This window comes from Conyzicola nivalis, from assembly GCF_040548875.1.
GTDB classification, from domain to species: Bacteria; Actinomycetota; Actinomycetes; order Actinomycetales; family Microbacteriaceae; genus Conyzicola; species Conyzicola nivalis_A.
Map to the genome: position 1 here is coordinate 688,700 of NZ_JBEPSJ010000002.1, position 13,375 is coordinate 702,074.

12 protein-coding genes are annotated in these 13,375 nt (G+C 68.0%); all 12 read right to left on the reverse strand.

The genetic code is table 11. From position 1 onward, the window contains the following. Window positions 1–86: 86 nt before the first annotated feature. Window positions 87–1,016 carry an aldo/keto reductase gene (locus ABIE21_RS12030; protein ID WP_354025048.1) on the reverse strand — a complete coding sequence of 310 codons (930 nt, stop codon included), beginning with the start codon at window positions 1,014–1,016 and terminating at the stop codon, window positions 87–89. Window positions 1,017–1,053: 37 nt separating this feature from the next. Further along, window positions 1,054–2,307, reverse strand: a complete 1,254-nt coding sequence (locus tag ABIE21_RS12035; protein ID WP_354025049.1) for a D-arabinono-1,4-lactone oxidase — start codon at window positions 2,305–2,307, stop codon at window positions 1,054–1,056. Next, window positions 2,304–3,455 (reverse strand): zinc-dependent alcohol dehydrogenase, encoded by a 1,152-nt coding sequence (locus tag ABIE21_RS12040; RefSeq protein WP_354025050.1) that lies wholly within the window; start codon window positions 3,453–3,455, stop codon window positions 2,304–2,306. Before ABIE21_RS12040 ends, ABIE21_RS12035 begins: the two co-directional genes overlap by 4 nt. A gap of 28 nt (window positions 3,456–3,483) precedes the next feature. Further along, window positions 3,484–4,485 carry a phosphotriesterase family protein gene (locus ABIE21_RS12045; protein ID WP_354025051.1) on the reverse strand — a complete coding sequence of 334 codons (1,002 nt, stop codon included), beginning with the start codon at window positions 4,483–4,485 and terminating at the stop codon, window positions 3,484–3,486. Next, window positions 4,485–5,408, reverse strand: coding sequence for a shikimate dehydrogenase family protein (locus tag ABIE21_RS12050; protein WP_354025052.1), 924 nt, complete (start codon window positions 5,406–5,408; stop codon window positions 4,485–4,487). Before ABIE21_RS12050 ends, ABIE21_RS12045 begins: the two co-directional genes overlap by 1 nt. After that, window positions 5,405–6,058 (reverse strand): bifunctional 4-hydroxy-2-oxoglutarate aldolase/2-dehydro-3-deoxy-phosphogluconate aldolase, encoded by a 654-nt coding sequence (locus ABIE21_RS12055; RefSeq protein WP_354025053.1) that lies wholly within the window; start codon window positions 6,056–6,058, stop codon window positions 5,405–5,407. The genes ABIE21_RS12050 and ABIE21_RS12055 overlap by 4 nt, the downstream gene beginning before the upstream one ends. Then, window positions 6,055–7,041: an NAD(P)-dependent oxidoreductase gene (locus tag ABIE21_RS12060; protein ID WP_354025054.1), complete on the reverse strand. Its 987-nt coding sequence runs from the start codon at window positions 7,039–7,041 to the stop codon at window positions 6,055–6,057. Before ABIE21_RS12060 ends, ABIE21_RS12055 begins: the two co-directional genes overlap by 4 nt. After that, window positions 7,038–8,543 carry a xylulokinase gene (gene xylB / locus ABIE21_RS12065; RefSeq protein WP_354025055.1) on the reverse strand — a complete coding sequence of 502 codons (1,506 nt, stop codon included), beginning with the start codon at window positions 8,541–8,543 and terminating at the stop codon, window positions 7,038–7,040. The genes ABIE21_RS12060 and xylB overlap by 4 nt, the downstream gene beginning before the upstream one ends. Window positions 8,544–8,568: 25 nt before the next feature. Beyond that, window positions 8,569–9,558 carry an ABC transporter permease gene (locus ABIE21_RS12070; protein ID WP_354025056.1) on the reverse strand — a complete coding sequence of 330 codons (990 nt, stop codon included), beginning with the start codon at window positions 9,556–9,558 and terminating at the stop codon, window positions 8,569–8,571. A gap of 5 nt (window positions 9,559–9,563) precedes the next feature. Beyond that, window positions 9,564–11,084: a sugar ABC transporter ATP-binding protein gene (locus ABIE21_RS12075; protein WP_354025057.1), complete on the reverse strand. Its 1,521-nt coding sequence runs from the start codon at window positions 11,082–11,084 to the stop codon at window positions 9,564–9,566. Further along, window positions 11,081–12,091 (reverse strand): ABC transporter permease, encoded by a 1,011-nt coding sequence (locus ABIE21_RS12080; protein ID WP_354025058.1) that lies wholly within the window; start codon window positions 12,089–12,091, stop codon window positions 11,081–11,083. The genes ABIE21_RS12075 and ABIE21_RS12080 overlap by 4 nt, the downstream gene beginning before the upstream one ends. A gap of 100 nt (window positions 12,092–12,191) precedes the next feature. Then, window positions 12,192–13,301 (reverse strand): sugar ABC transporter substrate-binding protein, encoded by a 1,110-nt coding sequence (locus tag ABIE21_RS12085; protein WP_354025059.1) that lies wholly within the window; start codon window positions 13,299–13,301, stop codon window positions 12,192–12,194. Window positions 13,302–13,375: the final 74 nt, after the last annotated feature.

The window sequence follows — 13,375 nt, forward strand, 5'->3', positions numbered from 1 at the left end:
TCGCAATCACCCTGCCGCCGCGACCCGGGTGCGCTCACGAACCTGACGCGAAACTCCCGCCGCCGTGGCGCGAAACTGCGCCGTCGCTACGGGAGCAGGTGACCTGCCGCGGTGAACAGCCGGTACCACTCCTCGCGGGTGAACGGCAGGTCGGAGCCGAGCGCCGCGTCGCGCACGCGCTCGATCCTGGTCGTTCCGAGCACGACCTGCATGTTCGCGGGGTGCCGGGTGATCCAGGCGACCGCGATGGCCTCGACCGGCACGCCGTAGCCGGCGGCGAGCTCGTCGATGACGTCGTTCAGCTCGGCGAAGTTCTCCCGGTCGCCGAGGAACACGCCGTCGAAGAATCCCTTCTGGAACGGCGACCACGCCTGGAGGGTGATGTCGTTCAGACGGCTGTAGTCCAGCATCCCCAGGTCGATGCTGGTCGACTGCGCGACGCCCGACATGTTGGCCGCGACGCCCTGCGCGATGATCGGCGAGTGGGTGATGCTGAGCTGCACCTGGTTGATGGCGAGCGGCTGGGCGACGTGCTTCTTCAGCAGCTCGGTCTGGCCGGGCGTGTGGTTGGAGAGTCCGAAGTGCCGCACCTTGCCCGCGGCGTGCAGCTCGTCGAAGGCGGCCGCGACCTCCTCGGGCTCGACCAGGGTGTCGGGGCGGTGCAGCAGCAGGGCGTCGAGATAGTCGAGCTTCAGCGCGGCGAGCGACTCGTCGACGGTGGTGAGGATGTGCTGCTTCGAGAAGTCGAAGAAGCCGTCGCGGATTCCGACCTTCGACTGGATGACCACGGCCTCGCGTTCGGCGGGCGTGAAGGCGATCGCTTCGCCGAAGCGTCGTTCGCAGCCGTGACGCTCGCCGCCGTAGATGTCGGCGTGGTCGAAGTAGTTGATGCCGGCGTCACGCGCGGCAGACACCAGGTTGCGGATCTCGGCATCGTCGAGCTCGGTGATGCGCATCAACCCGAGGATGACGTTGGAGGTGTTCAGATCGGTCTGCGGCATTGCGGAAATCTTCATCCGTCCATCCTGCCTCGGATGGCGGCGTGGAGGTGCGTCACTCCCGCCCGACGATCGCGTCGACGAAGTCGTTTCCGAACTTCCCCTCCGGGTCGCGCCTTCGGGCGAGCGCGGCGAAGTCGGTCAGTCGCTCGTATTCGGTCGCTGCCGCCGCGGGAGACACGGCGGACACCTTGCCCCAGTGGGCGCGCGGAGAGAACGGGGCGAGGGCCGCCTCGATGAGAGGGAGCACCGCGCCGACCATCGCCGGGGCGTTTCGCCAGGTGAAGTGGATGCACAGGCTGTCGCGGCCATAGGTGGTGCTGAGCCACAGATCGTCGGCGGCGACGGTCCGCAGCTCCGACATCAGGAGCGCGGGTGCTATCTGCTCGCCGATCTCACGCAGAGCTGAGAGGGCGCCACTCGCATCCGCTCGCGCGATGAGGTATTCGCTCTGGATCTCGTCGCCGTTACTGGGGGTGGCGTCGAGACGGAAGTGCGGAAGGCGCTCGAGCCAGGGCCCGGGAACTCCGCCCTGCAGAGTGGTGCCGTCGTTCTCCTCCGTGCCCGGGGCGCCCTGTGGTACGCGCACGAGCGTCGCCCCGAACAGCCGGTCGGGCATCTCGCCGTCGGAGCCCGGCTCGAGCCGCGACTTCACCCACACGCGCGGCACGGTGTCGCCGAGCCAACGGGTGAACAGGCTCACGCTGTAGCCGCATCCCGACACCGCGTCGAAATCGGCGAGCGCCGTCGCCCAGTCGAGGTCTGCGTACACGTCCTGACGCACACGGTACGTCGGCTCGACGGCGAGGGTCACGCGCGCGGCAATGCCGAGGGCGCCGAGTGCCACGACCGAACCGGCGAAGTCGCCGTCGCCGTGCGCGACTGTGACGATCTCACCGTCGATGCCGATCAGGTCGATGGCCCGCACTGCCGACGAGAGACTGCCGTTGGCGCTGCCCGATCCGTGTGTGCCCGTGGCGACGGCGCCTGCGATCGAGATGTGCGGCAGCGATCCCATGTTGTGCAGAGCCAGTCTCTCCCGTTCGAGCCATGCGGCCAGGACGCCGTAGGTCGTTCCGCCCGCGGCCGAAACCGTGCCGTCGTCTTCGAGTCGGATGTCGGGAGGTACGTCGACGAGCGAGACGAGATCTCCGCGGGTGTCCGCGACGCCGTTGAAGGAGTGCCGGGTGCCGAGCGCGCGCACCTTGCTCGCTCGGGCGACGATGTGCTGTGCCTCGGCGACGGAGTGCACGGTGTGCACCGTCTGGGCGGAGTACTCGCGCGTACCGGCCCAGTTCTTCTCGCTCATGGGGTGCCCTCGGCGACGAGCATGACTTTGACTGAGTCGCCCGCGAGGTCCGCGAGCGCATCGTCGAGGTGCGCGAAGTCGTGCCGCCCGGTGATCAGATCGGCGAATGGCAGTTTGTCGTGGCGCCGCAGCAGGGCCATGGCCTCGGAGTACGACTGCGGCGGATTCGCCGCCACTCCGAGCAGGCGCACGTTCTTCTGGCACACGTCGACCGCGGGGTCGAGCGGGATGGTCACCCCGGTGCTGACGATGTTGCCCACCTCCACAACCGTTCCCAGGCGGCGCACCATTCCGAGCGCCTCGCCGAGCGCGGCAGGCTGGCTGCTCGCGTCGATGACGAGGTCGGCGCCTCGCCCGCTGGTGCGGTCGAGCACGAGGCGACGCCGTTCCGCGGCGTCGGTCGCGTGGATGTCGATCACCTGAGCGCCCGCCGCCGCCGCGAGGGCCAGCCGACGCGGCCGGGAGCCCGACACGATGATGTCGGTGACGCCCGCGGCCCGCAGAACCATGGCCGCGAGCAGACCAACCGCACCGGCGCCCAGCACGACGGCCGTGCTGTCGGGGCGGATGACCTCGTCCCAGGTGCCGGCCGCGGTCTTCATCACGTCGACGGAACGCACCGCCACCGCCAGCGGGTCGAGCAGTGCGGCGATCTCGTGAGGCATCGACTCCGGAACCCGCCAGAAGTACGTGCCGGGACGCACCACGAGGTGCCGCCCGAAGCCTCCGCTGAGCGACGTGTCGTCGGAACCGGCGAGCGGCGGCAGCCCCAGGGCCTCAGGAGGTATTCCGTAGACGAAGGGGTCGGAACAGGTCGTCGCCGTCGGCCCGAAACGTCGGCAACCCCAGCAGACCAAGCAGGGGAGCCACGGGAAGAGCGCGATCGTGTCACCGATCTCGAGCGGGTCGTCGTCGGCGTCGGTGCGCGGATGCTTCGATCCGAAGTCGACGATACGGCCCACGATCTCGTGCCCGAGCACGAGCGGTGCGCTGGGTTGGGAACCGATGAGGTGGGCGTCAGTTCCGCAGATGCCGTTCGCGGTCACTTCGATGAGCAGGCCGGTGGGGGGAATCTCGGGGATCGGGATGCTCCATTGCTCCACCCGCCCCGCGCCGACCCAGACGTGGGCGGTTGTGGACTCGGTCATGCTGACCTCCATTGGTCGGATCGGTGGTTCAGTTCTGCCATTCGAGAAAGCGCCCGGGATTGTCGACGAGGATGCCTTGCACGACGCGGTCGCCGAGACGCTGCTGGAGCCGCGGCACGAATCGTCGGCCGAGATAGGCGAGCCCGGGCATTCCGCCGTACGACTCGTACCTGCTGGCACGTGCCACGTCGGCGCCCAGCAGCACGCGGTCAGCGTGCCCGGACTCTACGAGGGCGGCGAGCGAGTCGATCAACACCGCATCGGGCCACAGTCGCAGCCGACCGGCGCCGTCGTACCCGACCGACGCGCCCGTTGCGGCGATCTCGGCGTGCAGGTGCGGGTCTGGGGTGCGGTCGGCGTGCGCGATGACGACGCGGGCTGGTCGCACCCCGTACGACTCCAACAGGGTGATCACTTCGAGGGCGGCGGAGCACGACTCGGTGTGCACCATGATCGGGGCGCCCGTCGCGGCGTGCGACGCGGCCACACCCTCGAGGGCGGCGCGTTCCCCTCGCGAGATCGCCCAGTAGTCGATGGCCGCTTTGAGCATGCCGGCGCGCACGTCCGCGCCGTCGGGGGCCTGCGCCGTGGCGACGTCGTCGAGCGGCAGCCGCCCGTACGCGGTGTCGTCGAGCGCCTGGCCGACGGTGAGTTCGCGGAGCGTGATCGCCGCCCATTCGTCGGCCGAAGCATCCAGAATCCACTGCTGTTCCGGATAGTGGGCGTCGCGGTGGCGGCCCGTGGTGGCAATCACCCGCACCCCGCTCGCGGCGGAGACGCGAGCGAGCGCGTCGGGGCGCCGGCCGAGGCCGACGGGGGTCGCGTCGACCATGCACTCGAATCCGCTCTCGGCGAGGCGACCGAGTTCGGCGCCGCTCAGCGTCTCGTCGTTGAGGTCGTCGCCGGGCAGCAGCGGCGAGGCCTGGAAGAGGTGCTCGTGGTAGTTCACCCGCCCCAGGTCGATCGAGGGAGCGTCGCCCAGCACGGTGCGCACACGACCGGCCGCGGGTAGCAGCTCGCCGGTCGGCACTACCGCACCGCTGAGGCGATCGCCGCGAGACGCCGCACGCGTTCCGCGTCCATCGGGATGTGGAAGACCTCGGCGATGACCTGCGTCCAACCGTGGATGAAGTACTCCCAGCCATCGACGACGGTGAGCTGTCGGGCGAACTCGGCGCCCGCCGCCTGATGCAGGAACTCCAGGCTGCCGCGGTAGTTGAACTCCCAAACGACGGAGCGGTGCGGGAAATCGACGTCGTCGGTGAGCGGCGAACCGGGCCGGTCCTTTCCCATCCCGGTCGCGTTGACGATGAGGGCACCATCCCCCGCCGCGGCGACGATCGCGTCGGCCTCGGCGGCCGGGTCGTCGCCCAGCAGACGGTAGTCGAACATGGTCGTGTCGATGCCTCCACGCTCGTGGATCTCGCGGGTGTGGTCGAGCGACTCCTGGCGTCGAGCGGTGATGACGACTTTCGACGGGCGATCGGCACGGTGTGCGAGGTACCAGCTGAGGGCCGTTCCCGAGCCGCCGGATCCGAGGCAGACGACCGACGCACCGGTGGTGGAGAAGTAGTCGTCGGCGATGATCGACTCGAGCGCCAGGCCGACGGTGATCGGGTCTTTCGCGTGACCGAGCAGCCGCCCGTTCTCCTTTGAGATCGACGAGACCTCGCGGCACGCGTCGGCGAAGGAGTCGAAATCGTCGAAGAGATCACCCGCCGCCTCGAAGACCCGCATCTTGTGGGTCGTCACCAAGGCGCCGGCCTGCCCGGCGTCGTCGCGGATCCGCGTCACCACGTCGCGGTAGGCCCCGTCTGTCGCGTCGGTAGGGAGGTCGAAGCCCGTGAGCTCCCGGGAGTCGAGACCGAGCTCGTCGGCCCACAGCGGAAACACTCGCATGATCGACGAGCCGGCGGTGTCGACGCCCACGAAGCCCATTCGTGCGCCGGTCATGCTGCGACCTCCATCTGGCGCAGCTTGCGATAGCGAGTCGTCATCTCTCGCGCCCGGGTCTCGATGACGTCGAAGCGGCCGGCCGCGAGGTCGCTGGCCGAGATCAGTTCGCTTCCGGCGCCCACGGCGACGACTCCGGCGGCGAGCCACGCTTCGAGGTTGTCTACGGAGACCCCGCCGGTCGGCATCATCCGCACGTCGGGGAACGGGCCGCGGAAGCTCGAGATGAGCTTCGGGCCGCCGAAGCCCGCGGGGAAAATCTTCACGACGTCGGCGCCCAGCTCGACGGCTGCCATGACTTCCGAGGGCGTGAGAGCGCCCAGCATGGTCGTGAGGCCGGTGTCGAACATCGCTTTCGCGACCGGGAGCGATACGCCCGGCGACACGAGGAACCTGGCTCCCGCTCGCGCGGCAGTCGCAGCCTGGGCGGGCTCGATCACCGTGCCGGCGCCGAGCAGGATGGAATCGCCGAAGCGGTCGGCGAGGTGGGCGATGACGCTGGGGGCGTCGGGTGTCGAGTACGTGATCTCGATTCCGGTGACGCCGCCTTTGACGAGCGCCTCGACGCCCGCGATCGCCGACTCCGCTGAGGGTGCGCGGACGACGGCGATGATCCCCACCCGGCGGAGCTCCTCAGTGCTGATGGTCATCGGACTGCCTTTCCAAGAGTCGGGGTTGATGCTGGTCGTACGGGATTCGGAGGATCGATGCCGTCGAGCACGGCGAGGACGTTGTCGACGGAACCGGTGCCCATGCGGTCGACCGCATCGACGGTCTGTGCGCCGAGGTGCGGGGTGATCGTGACCCTGTCGGCGAGATCGGCCGCGAGCAACGGGCTCGCAGCGTGCATCCCGCCCTCTCCGTCGAGCGTGTCGGCCGCATACGAGGAGACGGCTGCCGAGCGGAGGGCTGCCGCGAGGGCGGGCTCGTCGACCAGGTCCCCTCGGGCGGTGTTGACGAGCGCGGTTCCCGCGGCTCCCCGCAACCAGTCGGCGGTGACGAGGCGCTGACCCCCCGGCACGTGCAGCGACACGGCGTCACACCCGGCGAGTTCATCGAAGGTGTCGACGAGGGTGACGCCCTCTGGCGAGTCGGATCCCGCAGGGAGGTAGGGGTCGAAAGCGTGAACTCGGGCGCCGAGCGCGACGACGCGGGCGGCGAAGGAGCGCCCGATGCGGCCGTAGCCGGCCACCCCGATGGTGAGCGAGGCGATCTCCCGTCCGCGGATGGCACCCCAGTCGCCCGCTCGCACCGCGCGGTCTCCGGCGGAGACGTTGCGCAGGCTGGAGAGCAGCAGCGCGAGGGCGAGGTCGGCGACCGACTCCGAGTTGGCGCCCGGTGTGTTGGTGACCCGCACACCGCGGGCCTCGGCCGCCGCGATATCGACGGAGTCGACACCGACCCCGTAGCGGGCGACGACTCGCAGGGCGGGAGCCAGAGCCAGATGCTCCGCGGTCACGGGAGCGGTGCCGGCGATCCACGCGACGACATGCTTCAGGTGAGGTGCGAGCGCGTCGATCTCATGGCCGGGCGAGGCGGAGACCACGTCATATCCGGCCGCGTTCAGACGGGCAGCGACATCGACCGTTCCGGACGAGAACGACCGGCTGGTCACCAGTATCGACGCGGTCATCCCACGCTCCCGCCCTGGCGTGGAAACCAGCCCTCGAGACGCTCGTACGCGTCGACGAAGCGAGAGTGGGCGGCGGTGTACGCCTCGTGGCGCTCGGCGTGAGGCTCGAACTCGGCGGTCACCCTAGACAGGGTTCTTGCCGCACCGAAGTCACCGATGAGCCCGGCACCGACGCCTGCGGTCACGGCCGCGCCCAGACTGTTCGCCTCGTCGACGATGTCGCGGCGCCGGACCGTGACGCCCCACACGTCGGCCATGATCTGCAGCCAGGAGTCGGAGTTCGCTCCCCCGCCGATGGCGTCGATGCGATCGATCTTCTCGCCGCCCTCGCGAAAGGCGTCGATGCAGGTGGCGAGGTTGAACGCGACCCCCTCGAGCACCGCTCGGGTGAAGTGCTGGCGATCGTGGTGCCGAGCGAGTCCGACGAAGGCCCCCCGAGCGTCCTGGTTCCAGTAGGGTGATCGTTCGCCGAGCAGGTACGGGAGGAAGAAGAGGCCTTCGCCGGATGCGTCGACGTTCTCGGCCTCACCGACCAGACGGTCGAAGCGGTCCCCGTCTCCGCCGGGCTCGAACAGGTCGGCGATCCAGTGAAGCGACCCGCCTCCCGACTGCATCGTCGCGGTCGGCACGTATCGGCCAGGCACGACGTGGTTGAACGTCATGGTCCGCTGCGCCGGATCGAGCAGCGGTCGCCGCGCCGAGAACGACACCCACGACGACGAGCCGAGATAGACGTAGGCGCCGTCGCCCTCGTCTACGACACCGGCGCCCAGCGCGGCCAGGGGTCCGTCGCCCCCTCCGATCACCACCGCAGTCCCCTGGACGAGGCCGGTGGCGGATGCCGCGGCCGCCGTCACCCCTCCGACGACCTCTATAGACGGCACGATGTCGGGCAGCAGTCCCTTCTCGATTCCGGCGGCCGCGAGGATTTCTGCCGACCACTCGCCCGACGACTGGTCGAAGGCGTTCGTGCTGGAGGCATCCGACGGTTCCGTCACCAGCCGGCCGGTGAGCCTGGCCACCACGAAGTCCTTCGCCTGGGCCACAGCGGCGACCCTCGCGAACACCTCGGGCTCGTTGTCGCGCACCCACATGATCTTGCTGAGCGAGTAGGTGGGGTTGAAGCGGTGACCGGTGATCCCGTAGCCGCGGTCTTGCCCTATCCGGGCGATGAGCTGGTCGCACTGGGCGGCGCTGCGGGTGTCGGCCCAGATCATGGCCGGCCGCACCGGGTCGAGGTTCGCGTCGAGGAAGACGGCGCCCATCATCTGGCCCGAGAACCCGACAGCCCTGACTTCGGCGGCGGGTGTCGCGGTGCGCGCGAGCAGGGTGGAGGTGGCTTCGCACACGGCGTTCCACCAGTCTTCCGGATCCTGCTCCACGACGCCGCCGAGACCGTAGTGGGTCGAGTAAGCGACGGTGATCGCCGAGACGAGCGCCCCGTCGTCGGTGTGCAGCGATGCCTTGTCCCCGGTCGTGCCGAGGTCGTGGGCGATGATCATGCGATTTCTCCCGTTTCGCTCTTCGTCACTTGACGACGCCGAGTCGCGAACGGTCGATGGTGAGAACGACGGCGGCGATGATGACGATGCCGTAGACGATCTGCTCGAAGCTCGGGTCTACCCCGACCGCGGTGAGCCCGACTCGCAGCACCACGATGATCAGAGCGCCGATGACGGTCTTGATCGGGCCGCCGACGCCTCCGGTGATGGCCGTTCCCCCGATCACCACCGCCGCTATCGCGGGAAGCTGGAGGGTGTCCGCGAGGGTGGGTCCCCCGCTGTGCTGGCTCGCCGCCAGCATGACGGCGGCGAGGCCGGAGAAGAGCCCGCACAGCGTGAAAGCGAGGATGCGGATACGCACGGTGGAGCCGCCCGACATGAGCAGGGCCTGCTCGGCGAGGCCGATCGCGTGGAACGACTTGCCGCGGTTGAGCACGCGCATCGCGACGGAGATCAGTATCGCGAGCACGATCACGAGGATCGCCGCCAACGGCAGCTGCGCGACGCGTACGTCGGTGATCCAGGCGATCGCCTCATAGCCGGTGCTGATACGGATGTTGCTCGCACCGGAGATCGCGAGCCCCAGGCCGCTGTAGAGCCCGAGCGCCCCGAGTGTGGCGATGAACGACGGTATCTGCGCCTTCGCGATGACGAATCCGTTGATGAAACCGATGAGCGTCATGACGCCGAGTACGGCGACGACCCCGAAGACCCCCAGTTCGGGAAGCCATAATGCGAGGAGAACCGACCCGAACGACGCCGTCGCGGCGAACGAGAGGTCGATGCCGCCGGTGAGGATGACGAAGGTCTGGCCGAGCGCCAACAGGAGGATCGGGGCCATCGACTCGAGCAGTCCCCGTACGCTGCCGAGGGCGACGAAGTTGGGCTGCTTGCTCGTGACGATGAGGACGAGCAGGACGAGGACGATGAACGGGAGCGCCGCGAGGAACCGGCTCTTCCAGTCGGCGACGGGTGCCGCTTTGGCGACGGGGGCTGTGGTCAGGGTCTGGGACATTTTCTCTACACCATCTGCTGGACGAGGTCGACGGGCTTGGGCTTGTTGCCGGGTGATGCGTCGAAGCGGCTCTGGATCTCACCGTCGCGCATCACGATGATCGAGTGGCTGAGCGCGATCGTCTCCTCGAGGGTGTCTGCCAGCAGGATGATCGCGATGCCCTGCGTGCAGAGCTGGCGCACGAACGTGTACACGTCCTCCTTGGCCCCGACGTCGAGGCCTCGCGTGGGGTGGTCGAGGATCAGCACCCGCAGTCGGGGCGAGTTGAGCCACTTCGCGAGGACGACTTTCTGCTGGTTTCCGCCGCTCAGGTTCGAGATGTTCGCGTTGCGGTCCGGGGTGCGGATACGCAGCCGCTCGATCCACTGCGACGCGATCTCGCTGGCCTTCTTCGGCAGCAGGAACGGACCGAAGCTGACGGGACGCGGATCGGCGAGGAACATGTTGTCCTGCACGGACATGCCCTGCGCGATTCCCTCGATACGACGCTCGGCAGGGATGTAGCCGAACCCGGCCGCGACGGCGCCGACCGGCGACGCGAAACGCACCTTCTTGCCGTCGAGCGTGATGGTGCCGCTGTCGAAGGGCTCGGCGCCGAACAACACGCGAGTGAGCTCTTCGCGGCCGGAGCCGAGAACACCCGAGATGCCGAGCACCTCGCCGAGACGCACGTCGAAGGACACGTCGGAGAAGGCGTGGCTCTTGCCCAGCCCGTCGACCTGGAGCACGACTTTCTCGTTGTGCACGGGCTTCTGGTCGTTCTCGCGGTAGAACTCCGCTGAGCTCTCTCGGCCGACCATTAGACGGTGCAGCTCGTCGACGTCGGCGGTCTCCGGGTTGCGCTCGGCGACACACTTTCCGTCCTTGAGGATGTAGACCCGGTCGGAGACGCGCAGCACCTCGTCGAGACGGTGCGAGACGAAGATGACGGAGGCGATCTGACGCAGGCGTTCGATCTGCGCGAACAGCACCTCGAGCTCGTCTCCCTCGAGAACGCTCGACGGCTCGTCGAGAACGATGACGGGCTCGTCTGCACTGAACTCCTCGACGCCGAGGGCCTTCGCGAGTTCCACCATCTGGCGCTGCGCGAAGGAGAGGTCTTCGACATGCTCCTTGGGGGAGATCGGCGACTGGATCTTGTCGAGCTGCTTCTGGGCTTTCGCGTTGAGCGCCCGCCAGTTGTAGATCCCGGCGATCACGGCATTGCCCTCGGAACCGAGAAGGATGTTCTCGGCGACGGTGACGCTCGTCACGAGCGATTGCTCCTGGTGAACCATCCCGATACCGGCCTTGGCCGAGTCATTCACCCCGCGGAAGACGGTCTTCTTGCCGTTGCGGAGTATCTCGCCCGCGTCGGGCTGGTAGATGCCGGAGAGGATCTTGAGCAGCGTCGACTTTCCCGCGCCGTTCTCCCCGATGAGACCTACGACCTCGTGCCTGCGCACCTCGAACGTGACGTCGTCGAGCGCGACCACGTTCTTGAACGTCTTTGTGAGGTTCTTGACCTCGAGTACCGGAGAGCTCATTTGATGACACGTACCCTTCTGCGCAGCGACCAGCCGCTCGCGATGACTGCGACCACGATGACGAGGCCCTGCACTGCGGTCTGGATGTAGGGGTCGACGCCGACGAGGATGAGCCCGTTGGCGAGGACGGTGATGATCGCGACGCCGATGAGCGTGCGGATGACTCCGCCGCGCCCGCCGACGAGGAGGGTTCCGCCCAGAACGACCGCGGTGATCGCCGTGAAGAGGAAGCCGGTGCCGATGGTCGTGTCGCCGACGCCCAACTGAGTGGCGGCCATGACGCCCGCGATACCGGACGCCGTTCCCGACAGGACGAACGACGAGATCTTGTACTTGCGGATGTTGATGCCGGAGAGTTTGGCGATGGGTTCGTCGCCGCCGATGACGTATCCGTAGCGGCCCACCCTAGTGAAGCGCTGCACGAGGAAGGCGAGCCCGAGCACGACGATCGCGATGAAGACGAGGTTGGAGAGGCCCGCGGTGGAGCCGACGCCCCAGGCGCGCAGGCCTTCGTCGAGCAGCCGTGGCGCGCGACCGCCGAACAGCACGGTGGCGAGGCCGATTCCGATCGCACCGGTGCCGAGCGTCACCATGAACGACGGGATCCCCAGCCGTACGTGGAGTACACCGTTGACGAGGCCGAAGAGCGATCCGGTGAGGATGCCGGCGACCACCGCGAGAAGTCCGAACTCGAAGTCGTTGCGGTCGTTGGCCGCGAAGAGCACGAAGACGAGAGACGAAGAGGCCATGACTCCCTCGACCGAGAGGTCGATGCTGCCGAGCAGGATCACGAAGGTGAGCCCGACGCCGATGACCAGGAGGATCGACAGCTGGGTGAGCAGGATGCTCAGGTTGCCGGGCTGGGAGAAGGTCGGGGAGGCGATGGCGAAGAACACCACGAGGGCGACCAGGGCGACCAGGGGCCCTGCCCCCACGACGAACTTCTTGATCTGAGCGCCGCGGGTCGTGGTGACCGATTCGCCGATGGTGGTGCTGGTGGATGTCATTGGGAGTTCTCGATCGGGGTCGTGTTCGAGTAGTGGGGGTGGGGGCGGGCGGAGACACGGGTCTCCGCCCGCCCGCGCCGTCACGGAAGTGTCGTGACGACTAGTTGATGCCGCCCTGGCTGCGCTTCCACGGGTCGTCGAAGTCGGCCTCGAGCTTGTCGAGAGTCGGCGGCGTGATGAAGTCGTCGACGTTGTCGCCGGTTACGACGATCTGCGTTCCGTAGAAGGCGCGCTGGTCGTGCGAGAGGTCGGATACCTTGATGGCTCCGCTCGCAGCCATGTAGGCGAGCGACAGTGCCGCGCCGCCCTGCCAGAATGCGTCCGTCGACACCGAGGCGATGTATCCGCTCGTTCCCGACTTGATCTCGTCGAGCGCCTGCGGAACGGCGTCGAAGCCGACGATCGGGATCTCACCGTCGAGGCCGGCAGCCTTCAGCGCCTCGAGAGCTCCGAGTGCCATCTCGTCGTTCGCGGCCCAAATGCCCTTGACGCTGTCGCCGTGCTTGGCGAGCAGGGTCTGTGTCACGGTGAGCGCTTCAGAACGGCTCCAGTTGGCCGTCTGCTGGTCGAGAAGCGTGATGCCCGGCGCTTCGGCGAGCGCATTGTTGAGGCCCTCGAATCGCTGCTTGGATGCCACGTTGTCGAGGATGCCCTGCAGGGCGATGATTCCGCCCTCGCCTGCCATCGCGTCGAAGAGCTTTGCCGAGACCTCTTTGCCGCTCACACGTCCGTCGAAGCTGATGTGGGCTACCCAGTGGTCGCCGATGTCCCAGGGATTGAGGTCGTCGGGCTTGTTCCACTGTGTGACGACGTAGCCGCCGGCGTCGGTGACCGCGCGCACGATCGCCTCGGTGTCGGCCGAGGTGTTGGGGTCGACGTTGAGCGCGTAGACATTGCCGGATCCGGCGAGCGCCTTGATCTGCGAGAGCTGCTTCTGCGAGTCGGCCTCATCGGTGATGACGTCGAGCTTCTTGTCGACCGAGTCGGCGAACAGCTGCCCGCCGGCGACCCAGTTGGCGTGGTACGAGTTAGAGAGGCTTCGCACGCCCTCTACGAGCTGCACGTCTTCGGCGGCAGCGGTTGCCGACCCGCCGCCGTCCTCCGAGGCCGACGAGCAGCCGGCGAGGGCGATGGTGGCCACCGTGACGAGTGCCGCTGCCGTGACGAGCTGACGCTTGAAGCTGCGCCGCGTTACCTGTGGGGTTCTCATGGAATGGATCTCCTTCACTACGTTGTGATTTGCAAACTGACATCTTTGTGGTTTGACAGGCGAGGCGGCTGGCT